The 13,191-nt window shown below is 70.6% G+C and carries 10 protein-coding genes; 4 read left to right on the top strand and 6 right to left on the bottom strand.

The window, feature by feature from the left end; genetic code table 11:
• Positions 1–15: 15 nt before the first annotated feature.
• The gene (locus tag AB0E94_RS34120; protein WP_360335046.1) at positions 16–924 is read right to left on the bottom strand and encodes an alpha/beta fold hydrolase; all 909 of its coding nucleotides are present in this window, start codon (positions 922–924) and stop codon (positions 16–18) included.
• Between the two features lie 238 nt (positions 925–1,162).
• Here AB0E94_RS34120 and AB0E94_RS34115 point away from each other — a divergent pair, with 238 nt between their 5' ends.
• Complete coding sequence (locus AB0E94_RS34115; protein WP_360335044.1) at positions 1,163–2,545, top strand: type I restriction-modification system subunit M; 1,383 nt, start codon at positions 1,163–1,165, stop codon at positions 2,543–2,545.
• The gene (locus tag AB0E94_RS34110; RefSeq protein WP_360335042.1) at positions 2,542–3,798 is read left to right on the top strand and encodes a hypothetical protein; all 1,257 of its coding nucleotides are present in this window, start codon (positions 2,542–2,544) and stop codon (positions 3,796–3,798) included. Before AB0E94_RS34115 ends, AB0E94_RS34110 begins: the two co-directional genes overlap by 4 nt.
• Here AB0E94_RS34110 and AB0E94_RS34105 read toward each other — a convergent pair.
• Positions 3,723–4,634 carry a pectate lyase gene (locus tag AB0E94_RS34105; RefSeq protein WP_360335040.1) on the bottom strand — a complete coding sequence of 304 codons (912 nt, stop codon included), beginning with the start codon at positions 4,632–4,634 and terminating at the stop codon, positions 3,723–3,725. The two genes, AB0E94_RS34110 and AB0E94_RS34105, sit on opposite strands and share 76 nt — an antisense overlap.
• Positions 4,634–6,160: a family 16 glycoside hydrolase gene (locus AB0E94_RS34100; RefSeq protein WP_360335038.1), complete on the bottom strand. Its 1,527-nt coding sequence runs from the start codon at positions 6,158–6,160 to the stop codon at positions 4,634–4,636. Before AB0E94_RS34100 ends, AB0E94_RS34105 begins: the two co-directional genes overlap by 1 nt.
• 203 nt (positions 6,161–6,363) lie before the next feature.
• Here AB0E94_RS34100 and AB0E94_RS34095 point away from each other — a divergent pair, with 203 nt between their 5' ends.
• Both AB0E94_RS34095 and AB0E94_RS34090 read left to right on the top strand, forming a co-directional pair.
• The gene (locus AB0E94_RS34095) at positions 6,364–7,545 is read left to right on the top strand and encodes a right-handed parallel beta-helix repeat-containing protein (protein WP_360335036.1); all 1,182 of its coding nucleotides are present in this window, start codon (positions 6,364–6,366) and stop codon (positions 7,543–7,545) included.
• A gap of 58 nt (positions 7,546–7,603) precedes the next feature.
• The gene (locus tag AB0E94_RS34090) at positions 7,604–9,643 is read left to right on the top strand and encodes an ATP-binding protein (protein WP_360335034.1); all 2,040 of its coding nucleotides are present in this window, start codon (positions 7,604–7,606) and stop codon (positions 9,641–9,643) included.
• Positions 9,644–9,650: 7 nt separating this feature from the next.
• On the opposite strand, the gene AB0E94_RS34085 is transcribed toward AB0E94_RS34090, so the two are convergent.
• The 3 genes from AB0E94_RS34085 to AB0E94_RS34075 form a co-directional block, all read right to left on the bottom strand.
• Entirely contained in the window at positions 9,651–10,529 is an 879-nt protein-coding gene (locus tag AB0E94_RS34085) for a hypothetical protein (protein WP_360335032.1), read from the bottom strand.
• Between the two features lie 494 nt (positions 10,530–11,023).
• Positions 11,024–12,001, bottom strand: a complete 978-nt coding sequence (locus AB0E94_RS34080) for an acetylxylan esterase (RefSeq protein ID WP_360335030.1) — start codon at positions 11,999–12,001, stop codon at positions 11,024–11,026.
• 8 nt (positions 12,002–12,009) lie between these two features.
• Complete coding sequence (locus tag AB0E94_RS34075; RefSeq protein ID WP_360335028.1) at positions 12,010–13,092, bottom strand: substrate-binding domain-containing protein; 1,083 nt, start codon at positions 13,090–13,092, stop codon at positions 12,010–12,012.
• Positions 13,093–13,191: the final 99 nt, after the last annotated feature.

Here is a 13,191-nt window from a genome sequence, read left to right as displayed (position 1 = left end):
TCCGGCTCGCGCGGGTCAGTGCCGGGCGGCCACCAGCGGCCGCCCGGCGACCAGCCAGTGCAGCACCTCGGGCAGCACCTCGACCGCGCCGAAGTGCGCGGTCGACGCCTGGATCCGGACCTCCGCCTGCGGGATCTGCTCGGCCAGCCAGCGGGCGTGGCTGACCGGCGAGAAGTTGTCGTCGGCGCCGTGCCAGATCAGCACCTCGCCGGTGACGTCGGAGAGCTGGAACTCCCACCCGGACCGGAAGGCGGCGACGTCGTCGATCCAGCCGAACGGGCCCTGCGCGAACGCCTCCACATACGTCTCGGTGAGCAGCCGGCGGATCGCGATGTCGTCGACCACCTGACGATCGGGGGCGGTCATCTGGCGGCGCAGGTTGGCCACCATGAACTCCGGGTCGCGGCGGGCCCGGTCGGCCAGCAGCCGCAGCCGCTCGACGTGTTTCGGCCAGTCGTTGTCGGCCGTCTCATACTCCCGGACGTTGCCGTCGGTCATGCCGCTGAGCCAGTCGAGGCCCTCGGCGTCGGACGGCGCGATCCCGACGAGCACCGCCGTGCGGCTCACCCGGTCGGGCATCCGGGCTGCCGCGGCCAGCGCGTGCGGGCCGCCCCCGGACCGGCCGACGACCGCGAACCGCTCCAGGCCGAGCGAGTCGGCGATGGCCCCGATGTCTCCGGCGGCGTCGGCGACCGAGCGTTTCGGGTGGCGGGTGGAGCCGCCGTAGCCGGGCCGGTCGTAACTGATCAGCTGGATGCCGAGCCGGTAGAGGACGCTGCCACGCGGGCGCGGGCCGATCCGGCTGCCGGGCGAGCCGTGCAACAGGAAGACAGGTGAGCCGTCCGGATGGCCGGTGACGTCGAAGGTGAGGACTCGGTCGTCCCGGGTCTCGATCTGATGTCGGCTCACCCGGTCCTGGGACACGCGCACTCCCTGTCCATCGATCGTTGCCGCGGCGAGCGACAATGCCAGCGTATTTCATCGACCATCGTCACCGGAACGGTCCGGAAGACCAGGTCTTCCCACCGATTACGGCCCGATTCTGACACGGCGCGGATTTCCCGCGAGTGAAATCGCCCGCGTGCCGCCGGGTGGTACGTGCCGGGTCGCCCTCTCGGTTCGACGTACGGTACGGGTTCCTCCCCGACAGAACGGACCAGAGTTGATCCAGGACATTCTGTGGAAGGCGGCGAACAAGCTGCGCGGCTCGGTGGACGCCGCCCAGTACAAGGAGTTCGTGCTCGGGCTGGTCTTCCTCAAGTACGTCTCGGACACCGCCGGCAGCGTGTTCCGGGTGCCGGCCGACGCCCGCTGGGAGCATGTGGCCGCGCACACCGGTGACCGGATCGGCACGCTGCTGGACGCCGCGATGGACGCGATCATGCGGGCGAACCCGGCGCTGGCCGGGGTGCTGCCGCGGATCTTCGACCGGGACAACGTCGACCAGGACCGGCTGCGGGAACTGGTCGGGGTGATCGGCGGCGCCCGGTTCACCGGGGACGCCCAGGACGTGCTGGGCGAGGTGTACGAGTACTTCCTGGAGCGGTTCGCCCGCGCCGAGGGCAAACGGGCCGGCGAGTTCTACACCCCGGCCAGCGTGGTGAAACTGCTGGTGGCGATGCTGCAACCGGACCACGGCCGGGTGTACGACCCGTGCTGTGGCTCCGGCGGCATGTTCGTGCAGGCGGGCCGGCGCAACCGGATCACCGTCTTCGGGCAGGAGGCGAACGAGCGCACCTGGCGGCTGGCGAAGATGAACCTGGCGATCCACGGCCTCGACCCGCACGGCCTCGGCGACAGGTGGGCCGACACCTTCACCGACGACCGGCATCCCGGGCTGCGCGCCGACTTCGTGCTGGCCAACCCGCCGTTCAACATGAGCGACTGGCCGCGCCGGGAGGACGATCCACGCTGGCGGCACGGGCTGCCGCCGCGCGGCAACGCCAACTACGCCTGGTTGCAGCACATCATCGCGAAACTCGGGCCGCGCGGCCGGGCAGGCGTGGTGCTCGCGAACGGCTCGATGTCGTCGCGGCTGGCCGGTGAGGGCGGCATCCGCCGGGCGATCGTCGAGGACGACCTGGTGGAGTGCATGGTGGCGCTGCCGCCGAACCTGTTCCGCACCACCGCGATCCCGGCGTGCGTCTGGTTCCTGGCCCGGGACAAGGGCGAGCGCCGCGGGCAGGTGCTGTTCATCGACGCGCGCGGGCTGGGCACGATGACCAGCCGGACCGAGCGGGTCCTGACCGGCGCCGACATCGAGCGGATCGCCGGGACCTTCGACGCCTGGCGGAACCCCACGATCAAGACCACGATGCCGTACGAGGACACGCCCGGTTTCTGCCACGCGGCGGACCTCGACGAGATCCGTCAGCGGGACCACGCGCTGAGCCCGGGACGGTATGTGGGCACACCCGGCACCGACCCGGCCGCCGAGCCGCTGCCCGACCGGATCGCCCGCCTCACCAAGGAGCTGGAGGCGTGCCTGGACGAGTCGCGCCGCCGTGAGGACGTGCTCCGGGACCGCCTGCGGGATCTGCCGTGACCCGTCGCCCGTACCGTGACCTGGTGCTCTTCGCCCGCGGCGGCGGCTGGGGCATCGACCGGGAGACCGACGGGCACGCCCCGGTCGCGGTCATCCGGGGCACCGATTTCGCGGCGGTGCGCTCCGGCCGTACCGAATCGGTCCCTCGCCGTTGGGAGAAACGCACCCTGATCGAACCGCGGCGGGTGCGGCCGGACGATGTCCTGCTCGAGATCTCCGGCGGCAGCGCCGCCCGGGGCCAGACCACCGGCCGGGCGCTGTTCGTCGGACCGGACGTGCTGCCGGCGTTCGAGCATCCGGTGATCCCGGCGAGTTTCTGCCGGCTCGTCCGGTTCGACACCAGTGTCGTCGACGCCCGGTACGCCTACTACGGCCTGCGGGACATGTACCTGTCCGGGCGGGCCGGCGACTACGAGAACCAGTCGACCGGGATCGCGAACTTCCAGTTCGGGCGGTTCCTCGACGCCGAGTTGCTGCGCGTGCCGCCGCTGGCCGAGCAGCGCCGGATCGTCGCGGTGCTGTCCGCGCTGGACGACAAGATCGAGATCAACGACCGGGTGGTGACCGCCTACGAGGAGCTGCTGCGGGCCGGGTTCGAGGCGCTGTCGGTCACCGGCGGCGGCACCGTGCCGGTCACCGAGCTGGTCGAGTTCAACCCGCGGACCCCGCGGCCGGACTCCGGCGGCGCGCCGTACGTGGACATGGCCGCCCTGCCCACGCACGTCGCCGGGATCGGCACGTGGTCGCGCCGCGCGCCGCGCGGTGGCAGCCGGTTCCGCAACGGCGACACGCTGCTGGCCCGGATCACCCCGTGCCTGGAGAACGGCAAGACCGGCTACGTCGACTTCCTCGACGGTGACGAGACGGCGACCGGGTCGACCGAGTTCATCGTGCTGCGGGCGCGGCCGGGGGTGCCGCCGCAGTTCCCGTACTTCCTGGCCCGGGACGTGCGGTTCCGGGATCACGCGGTGCGCAAGATGGCCGGGTCGTCGGGGCGGCAGCGGGTGAACGCCGCCGACGCCGCCGACTTCCGGATCAACGTGCCCGACCCGCGGCGCCTGGCCGCGTTCGGTGCGCGGGCCGGCGCCGCGTTCGCGCACATGGCCGCCCTGCGCACCGAGACGCGGGCCCTGGAGACGCTGCGGGACACCCTGCTGCCGGAACTGATGTCCGGCCGTCAGATCCTGCCCGCCCCGGCGCCGGCCTGCACCAGCGACGGGACCGACGCGGCCGGATCCAGCGTGTACGAGTAGTAGGCGGACGGTTCGGCGACGGTTCCGCCGGCCTGGCACGTGCCGGACGAGGTGAACACGTTCGACCGCTGGACCAGGCGGCCCGGCCCGCTGTCGGCGTACCCGCCGGTGGAGAAGCACGGGTACGGCACGTTCGCGAAGTAGTTGGCCTCGGCCACCACACCGGCGTTCATCGTGGACGCGATCCCGTACAGCTCGTTGCCGTCGAAGTAGTTGTTGTAGACATGCACCGGCTCGCCGAACCGGACCCGAGGATGCCGCTGCCGCGACCCGTCGAACCAGTTGTGGTGGATGGTCACCTTCAAATGCCCGACGTCGGTGCCGGAGGCGCCGTCGGAGTGCCCGATCAGCATGCTCTTGTCGGTGCCGGCGAAGTGGTTCCACGACACGGTCACGTAGTCGGCGCCGCGCACGATGTCGATCGACCCGTCCACCGGCCGCACGAACGTGTTGTGGTCGATCCAGATGTGATGCGACTGCTGACCGACATTGATCGCGTCGTCCTCGGCGTCGACGAAGGTCAGGTTCCGCACGATCACGTTGGACGACCGGTAGAAGTCGAACCCGCCGCCGGTGATCGTGGGGTTCGAGCCGACGCCGAGGATCGTCTTGTTCGGGCGGACCCCCTGTTTGCTGGTGATCGCGATGGTCCCGGACACCTGGATGATCAGCGGTCCGACGGTGTCGATCGCGGTCAGCAGCTCGTCGGTGGTGTCGACGACCACGGTCGCCCCGCCCACGCCGCCGGTGGTGCCGGCCGCGAACCCGTCGGCGGCTGCGGCCTGGAGCGGGACCGCGGGCAGAGCCAGCAGCAGTGACACGATGGCGTGCATCATCAGAGCCTCCCCACGCCGGAGCCGGCGGTCACGATCGACTTGACCTGGTTCGGGTCGTCGAGGGTGTAGCTGTAAAAGGTCGACGGCTCCTGGACGGTCCCGCTGCAATCGGGGGCGCCCGACTCGCCCACGAAGACGTTGTTGCGGGCCACGCAGCGGCCGGCCGGCCCGGCGTACGTGTTGGTCACCGGCTCCTCGACGTCCTCGAAGTAGTTGCCCTCGACCACGCAGCCGGCGTTGTTCTGGCAGGCCACGCCGGTGTCGGTGTTGTACACGTAGTAGTTGTTGTAGACGTGCACCGGCTCGCCGAACCGCACCCGCGGGTTGCGCTGCGGGGTCCGGTCGAACCAGTTGTGGTGGTAGGTCACCTTGAGCCGCCCGGTGTCCTGTGCCGAGTTCGAGTCGTCGTGCCCGAGCAGCATGTTCTTGGTGTGGTTGTGGGTGTGGTTCCACGACACGGTCACCAGCGACGAGCCGCGCTTGATGTCGATCAGCCCGTCGTAGCCCTGCGCCAGGTCGTTGTGGTCGATCCACACGTGGTGCGAGAACATCTGCACGTTGATCGAGTCGTCGCTGGCGTTGCGGAACGACAGGTTCTGCACGATCACGTTGTGCACGGCGTTCGCGGGCGGCGCCGTCACCTCCGACACCGGCAGCCCGATGTTGAGACCGCCGCCGGTGATCCCGGCCGTGGACCCGATGCCGACGATCGACTTGTCGCTGGTCACGTCGTACATGCCGGCCGGCAGGGTGATCGTGCCGGCCACGCAGATGGTCAGCGGGCCGGTGGCGGCGATCGAGGAGAGCAACTCGGCGGCGGTGTCCACCTGGACCGTCGGGCCGCCCGCGCCGCCGGTGGTGCCGGCCGCGAAGCCGGTGGCCGTGCCGGTGACCGCGCAGCCGCCGGGCGGTGGCGGAGTGGGTGAGGTCGGTGACGTCGACGGTCCCGGCCCGGGGGCGGTGGTGTCGACGGTGACGTCGTCGAAGCCCGCGACGGAACCGGTGGTGACCAGCCCGATCCGGCCCGAGGCGAACGTGCTGTCGGTGGCCTGCACCAGCTGCACCCCGTCGACGTGGCCGGTCAGCGTGTTGCCGCGCACGGTCAGGGCCAGGGTCCGCCAGGTCGCCGCCCCGGCGGCCGCGCTGCCGAGAACGGTCGCCGTGCCGCCGGACACCCGCTGGAGCTGGGCGGTTCCGGCGGCGGTCACCACGAGCGTGTAGTACTGGCTGGTCGAGGTCGCGCGGGCGGCCACCCCGGCGGTTCCGGTGGTGTTCACCCGCGCCTGCACGGTGTAGTCGGTCCAGGAGGTGGTGCCGGCCAGCGCGCGGGCGGCGCCACTGGTCGCGGTCTGCCGGTAGACGCCGCTCACCACCGACCAGGCGCCGCCGTTGCGGCTCCATCCGTCGGCGTTGCCGTCGTCGAAGTCGTCGCCGAAGAGGGTCTCGGCGTGGGCGGGGCCGCTGAGCACGGCCGTGACGAGCAGGGCCGAGCCGGCCACCGCGATGATCCATGGGGATTTTCGCATGTCAGAACTCCGGGGAAGGGGGAATGGGGCGACCATAAAATTGCGCATCCAAGAGCGTCAATGATTTGCGTTTGCAGGATTGTTGCAGTGCACCCACTGCCAACCGTGACCGATTGACTTGTTCCGATGGGTGTCGTACGGTCCGGGCGGGAAAGCGCATTCCCCCTTGTCGCGCCTCCCCCGTCCCCACCAGGAGAATCCCCATGAAATTGCGGAATGTGCTGACCGCGACGATCACCGGAGTGGTCCTGTCCGCCGTATTCCAGGTGCCCGCATCGGCCGCCACCACGCTGTATGTGGCGACCAGCGGCAACGACGCCAACGCCGGCACACAGGCCGCGCCGCTCGCCACGATCCAGAAAGCGGTCAGCCTGATCACGGCCGGCGGGACCATCTCGGTGCGCGGTGGCACCTACGCACTCGCGTCCAACATCCAGATCACCAAGAGCGGCACCTCGTCGGCGCCGATCACGCTCACCGCGTACGGCACCGAGCGGGTGATCATCGACGGTGAGGCGCTCGGCTACACGCCCGGCGCGGTCGGCTCGACCATCCCGGCCGCCCAGCGCGGGGCGATCCACATGGAGGCGTCCTACTGGAAGCTCACCGGCCTGGAGATCATCAACGGGCCGTACGGGATCTACTGCGCCAACTGCAACAACAACACCTTCGAACGGCTCGTGACCAGGGACAACTACGAGACCGGCTTCCAGCTGCAGAACAGCTCGGCGAACAATCTGATCGTCAACCTCGACTCGTACGGCAACCGGGACCCGCGCAAGAACGGCGAGAGCGCCGACGGGCTCGGCATCAAGGAGGGCACCGGCGCCGGCAACGTGGTCCGTGGCGCCCGGCTGTGGAACAACGTCGACGACGGTTTCGACGCGTGGGCGTTCACGTCGCCGATCACGATCCAGAACAGTCTCGCCTACGGCAACGGCTACAACCGGTGGAGCATCCCCAACTTCTCCGGTGACGGCAACGGCTTCAAACTCGGCGGCAGCAGCGGCACCGGGCCGGCTGCGGCGCACGCGGTCGGCAACACGTTCTCGTGGAGCAACGCGGCGCACGGGTTCACCGACAACGGCAACACCGGCGCCATCACGATCAACCGGAGCACCGCCTGGAAGAACGTCAAGACCGGTTTCGACGTCGACGGCGGCTCGACCACCCGGCTGACCGCGAACCTGGCCGTCGGCAACGCCACGGCGGTCGCGCTGGGCTCGTCGACCGCCTCCGGCAACTCCTGGAACATCGGCGGCACCTGGACGCTGACCAGCACCGACGCCGCCACGATCACCGGCGCCCGCGCCGCCGACGGCGCCATCCGGTCGTCCAGCTTCCTGGTCCCGTCCAACAACCCGTCGGTCGGCGCAAAGATCTGACCACGGCGGTACGCCCGGATTGCTTTGCTGACCCGCAGATGCTGCCGAACAGTCGGGCATGCTGCTGCGCTCGGCCGGGTTCGCCGGACTCTACCTGGCTGCGGCGTACCTCGGCCGGCTGACCGCCATGGATCACTCGAACCTGAGCCTGGTGTGGCCGGCGGCCGGGGTGGCCGCGGTGTGGTTCGTGGTGCAGCGCCGCGCCCGGCTCCTCGGCCTCGACATCGCCCTGCTGGCCGCGGTGACGTTCGCGGTCAACGTCGCCACCGGCACGTCCGCCCTGCTGGCCGCGTTCGTGACAGTGGCGAACGTGGTGCAGGCGGGCGTCTTCGCCTGGCTGTTCGGGCGCTGGCTGCCACACCTGTGGGGTGGTGGCGGCACCGAACCCGTCTCCCGGTTGTCCGACCTCTGGCGGCTGCTGTCGATCGCCACGATCAGCACGGCCGCCGGCGCTCTGATCGGCCCGACCGGCATCCGGCTGGTCACCGGCGCCTACTCGGCGCCGATGGCCGCGGTGTGGATGACCCGCAACACGGTCAGCACCCTGCTGATCGGGGCAGCCGGCCTGCAGATCGGCTATCTGGTGAAACGGTACTGGGCCGGCCACCCGGGCCGGCGCGGCGACGCGATCCGCGACACGCTGGCCCGCACACCCTGGTCCCGCCGCGGTGAGTACGCAGCCCTGCTCGCCGTCTCCTCGGCCGCCTACGTCGTCGCGTTCGGCGTCAACCACGGCCTGCCCCTGGCGTTCCCGCTGCTCGTCGTCACCGTGTGGGCCGGGCTGCGCCTGCACACCTCCTTCGTGATCGTCCACGACCTGCTGTTCGGCAGCCTGGCCGTGGTCTTCACCCTCAACGGCTACGGCCCGTTCGCCACCATCGGGTCACCGCTGGCCCGCGGACTCGTGGTCCAGTTGTTCGTCGGTGTCGTCGCCGTGGTCGGCCTGGCCGTCGCGCTCGGCCGCGAGGAACGCACCCGTCTCGTCGACGACCTGCACACCGCCCGCCGGGAGGCCGCCGGCCAGGCCGAGATGCTGCGCACCGTGGTCGACTCGATGACCGAGGGCCTGGCCGTGGTCGACTCCGAGGGCCGCTGGATCCTGCGCAACCCGGCCGCCGACGAGCTGCTCGGCGGCGTCACCAGCGACACCGGCCAGATCCGCGAGAGTGCCTTCTACGGCCTGTTCCGCGCCGATGGCGTCCTCGTCCCGGACGGCGAATTCCCGTACCAGCGGGCGCTGGCCACCGGCGAACCGCACTCCATGGACATCGTGGTACGGAACGCGTCCGTCCCGCAGGGCCGCACCCTCGCGGTGCACGCCACCCCGATGCCCAACTTGATCAACGGCATCCGGTACGCCGTGACCGTCTTCTGCGACGTGACAGCCGAACGCCGCCAGCGGGACGAGCTGACCGCTTTCGCCGGGGTGGTGGCCCACGACCTGAACAATCCGCTGACCACCGTCGAAGGCTGGTCCGAGGAACTGGCCGACGTGCCAGGCGCCGGCCCGGCCGTGACCCGGATCCGCCGCGCCTCGGCGCGGATGCGCAACCTGATCAACGACCTGCTGAACTACACCACCGCCCGGGACGGCCGCCTCGACCTCACCGACGTCGACCTGACCACGGTGATCGCCGATATCGCCGCCGCCCGCGTCGACCAGGCGGAGAGCACGGGCGCCCCGGCCCCGCGGATCACCCTGGGTTCGCTGCCGGTGGTCCGGGCCGACGAGCCGCTGATGCGCCAGCTGTTCGAGAACGTGATCGGCAACGCGATCAAGTACACCGCACCCGGGGTGGTCCCGCAGCTGATGGTGTACGCGACCGCCGACGGCGACGACATCCAGGTCTGCGTGGCCGACAACGGCATCGGCATCCCGGCCGGCCAGCACGAGGCGGTGTTCGAGAACTTCCACCGCGCCCACCGCACGTCCGACTACGCCGGAACCGGCCTGGGCCTGGCCATCTGCAAACGGATAACCGACCGCCACGGCGGCACCATCACCGCCGCCGACAACCCGTCCGGCCCCGGAACGGTGATCGCGGTGACGATCCCCCTGGCCGCCCAGCCGTCCCGCCCCCGCCCGGTCCCCGCCTGACCACCGATCAGCGCGGCAACGGGTGCAGCAGAATCCCGTCGCCGCAGGTGGCCGCGATGGTCGGCACACCATCGAGGTCGAGCAGGACGGGGCCGTCACCCTCGGCGATGTCGGCCAGTGCCGCACCGGTGAGGGCGTCCCACTGCCGGATGACGCCGCCGGCGGAGACGAGGATGCGGGGCCGTCCGCCGGTGCTGATCACCAGAAGGCTCCGGCCCGAGCCGAGCTGCTCGAGTCCCCTGATCGCGCCGCCGATCTGCTCACCGGTCACGGCGTCCCATCGTCGTAGCTCACCGCCGGAGTCGAGAGACACCAGCAGGAGCCGGCCGTCGGGCAGGCGTGCCGCACCCAGTTCGTGGACGAAAGCCTCGTGCCCATGCAGCGGCGAACCACACGTCTCGCCGGTCACCGGATCCCACCGCTGAATGCCGCCCGCCCAGCCGGTTGACGCGATCATCTCGGTACCGTCGGACCGGGTGAGCACCGCGAGTGCAACGAGATGGTCGTCGTGGCGGCCGAGGGGAGCAAGCATCGCGCCGGTCGTCGCGTCCCACCGGTGGATCGGCGCCGGCGGGAAGTATCCCGAGGCGTACAGCACCTCACCGCCCCGGCCCACCGCCAGACCCCAGACGTTGTCGTCCACCGTGGGCCAGTGACACGGCTCGGCGGAGACGGTGTCGAACCACTCCACGCCCTCGTCCGTCGCCACCGCGAGCACCGGTTCGCGCCCGGGGCGGCGACACACCGCGATGCCGTTCGCCGCCCCCTGCACCTGGCGGAACGTGGTGGTCGGCTCACCGGTGACCGGGTCCAAGGCCCTGATCGTGCCGTCGAAGCAGACCGCCGCCAGCCGGGCCCGGCCGTCGGCGAGGTGAAAGGCGGTCAAACTCTCCACTGTCTCCCGGAGCCTCAGCACGCGTGGACCCGGATCGTTGATCACCATGGCCGGAAGGGTAGACCTCTCCCGGTCAGGGGTCTGCGAGCTGCGGTCACGTCCCGCCAGGAACCGCCCCGGTCATGGCTCGCCGAGTTCACCTCTCGGCCCGCGGACGGCCCGCTCCGCAGCCCTGCTCCCACCAGGATGATCACCCGGTGGCGCTCTGCCGCGTCGACCAGCGCACACAATGGCCGATCGTGTGCTCCGGTCGTTGCCCCAGCAAGGGCAAACGCTCACGATCGGCCGATCGTGAGCGTTCATCCACGCGGCAGCGACGACCAGGGCACGCAATACACCAACGTGTGCTCCCACCCTCGCTGCACGCAGCAAGAACCAACCACGCCGTGCCACCGGGCGATCAACTCCGGCCCAAGAACAGCCACACCACGCCGCCGGGCGATCAACATGCGACTTGTCCGCGCACTGACGGCGGAAAGTGGCCGTCAGGTGGGGTTCAGCCGGGGATTGAGCCAGCGGAGTTGGGAGCGGGTGTGGGTGGCGTCGCCGTGTTCGTGGCCGTTGTAGGGGTAGGTGTGCATCGTCTTGTCCGGGGATGCGTAGGCGTTGTAGGCGGCGAAGGCTGTGCTCGGTGGGCAGACCGTGTCTCGTAGGCCGACGCCGAAGTGGGCGGGGGCGGTCGCCCGGCGGGCGAAGTGGACGCCGTCCATGTAGGACAGGGTGTTCCACACCGCGGGTTCGGCGTCCCGGTGGACGGACAGGTAGGTGGCTATCTCGCCGTAGGGGGCCAGGTCGGTCAAGGACACCGCTCGCTGGAAGTGGCACAGGAACGGGGCTGACACCAGCACCGCGGCCAGGTCCGGGATCAAGCCCGCCACGGCCAGGGCCAGGCCACCGCCCTGACTGTTTCCGATCACTGCGATGCGGGCCGGGTCGACGTCCGGCAACTCGCGCAGGGCCATCACCGCACGGAACGCGTCGGTGATCAGGCGGCGGTAGTAGTAGTCGTCCGGGGCGAGGATTCCCCTGGTCACCGGGCCGGGGCCGCCGAGTGCCGTACCGGAGGAGGGGTCCGGGGTGTCGCCGCCGCAACCGTAGAGGTCGCCCTGGCCACGGTTGTCCATCAGCAGGTGGGCGTAGCCGGCCGCGGGCCAGGTCAGACGTTCGTGCGGGAGGCCCCGGCCGCGGCCGTAGCCGGCGAACTCGACCACCGCCGGGAGCGGGCCGGAGTGGCCGGACGGGCGGGTGTACCAGGCTCGGACCGGCTGCCGGTCGAATCCGCCGAACGTCACGTCCCAGCAGTCGAAGAGGGCCAGGTCGTTGGGTTCGGGGCGGGCGTCGAGGACGATCGGGCCGGACGCCGCGACGAGGGTCTTGGCCCAGAACGCGTCGAAGTCCGCTGGTTCCGGTAGATCAGGGGCATACCGTTCGAGCTGATCGAGCGGCAGATCAAAAGCGGCCACGACAGTCCTCAGGCAAAGGGCGACGACGAGAGCGACGGCGGCGACGACGGAGAGAGCGACAACGACGGCGACGACAAGGGCGGGGGTGGGGCGGTGGTTTCGCGGAGGACCAGCTCGGTGACCAGGTCGATCCGGGTGGTGGGGACGTCGATTCCGCGGGCCAGGTCGAGCAGCATCCGGGCCGCGGTTCCGGCCATGTCGGCGATGTGCTGGTCGACTGTGGTCAACGGGGTCGCCGCCCACGCCGAGATCGGCACGTTGTCGTAGCCGACGATCGAGACGTCGGCGGGGACGGCCAGGCCCAGCTGCCGCGCCGCCCGGATCACGCCCATCGCCTGGGTGTCGGAACCGGCGAAGACTGCGGTGGGCCGGTCCGGGGCGGCGAGCAGTTCCAGCCCGTGCTGGTGCCCGGCCTGGCCGGTGAACGCCCCGTACCTGACGAACCCCGGTTCGACCGGCAGGCCGGCCTCGTCGTGGGCGGACCGGAACCCGGCGACACGCGCCCGGCTGCAGAGCACGTCGGCCGGACCGGAGACGACGGCGATCCGGCGATGGCCGAGTTCGATCAGGTGGCGGGTGGCGAGCAGACCGCCGTTGAAGTTGTTCGAACCGACGGTCGGGACCGACGCCGCGGTGGCGCTGTCGGTGTCCAGCACGACGAACGGGATCCGCTGCCGGGCCAGCAACCGCCGCTGGGACTCGGTCGGGTGGCAGAGCACCAGCAGCACCCCGAGCGGGCTGCGGTGCAGCACGTCGTCGGCCCAGTGCCGGGGTGGCCGGTGCTTGCCGCCGAGCTGGGAGATCACCAGCTCGACCCGGGCCGGCGAGGTGACCTCCTCGACGCCGCGGATGACCTCCATCGCCCAGGCCGTGTCGAACTCGTGCAGCACCAGGTCGACGTGCCCGGTGACGGCGGGCGGGCGGCGGCTGCGCCGGCGGTACCCGTGCCGCTGGAGGCTGGCCTCGACGAGCTCGCGGGTGCGGGCGGCCACATCGGAGCGCCCGTTGAGCACCTTCGAGACCGTCGTCACCGACACCCCGACGTCACTCGCGATGAGGGCGATGGTCGCGGACCCGTCAGACTTCGTCATCGAAATTCACGCACCACCATCGGTAGTTGCGAATGAGGTTTCGCTGGAACCTGCACGCACCCTAACCACAAGAGATCGATGTAGTCCACTGTTGATCGC

This window comes from Actinoplanes sp. NPDC026670 (assembly GCF_040638175.1).
Taxonomy (GTDB): Bacteria; Actinomycetota; Actinomycetes; order Mycobacteriales; family Micromonosporaceae; genus Actinoplanes.
This window is presented reverse-complemented; position numbering and strand designations above follow the sequence as displayed.

Excerpts from the sequence above, each read along its gene's own strand:
- AB0E94_RS34105 (WP_360335040.1), bottom strand. The coding sequence starts at position 4,634 with ATGATGCACGCCATCGTGTCACTGCTGCTGGCTCTGCCCGCGGTCCCG.
- AB0E94_RS34100 (WP_360335038.1), bottom strand. The coding sequence starts at position 6,160 with ATGCGAAAATCCCCATGGATCATCGCGGTGGCCGGCTCGGCCCTGCTC.
- AB0E94_RS34095 (WP_360335036.1), top strand. The coding sequence starts at position 6,364 with ATGAAATTGCGGAATGTGCTGACCGCGACGATCACCGGAGTGGTCCTG.
- AB0E94_RS34090 (WP_360335034.1), top strand. The coding sequence starts at position 7,604 with ATGCTGCTGCGCTCGGCCGGGTTCGCCGGACTCTACCTGGCTGCGGCG.
- AB0E94_RS34075 (WP_360335028.1), bottom strand. The coding sequence starts at position 13,092 with ATGACGAAGTCTGACGGGTCCGCGACCATCGCCCTCATCGCGAGTGAC.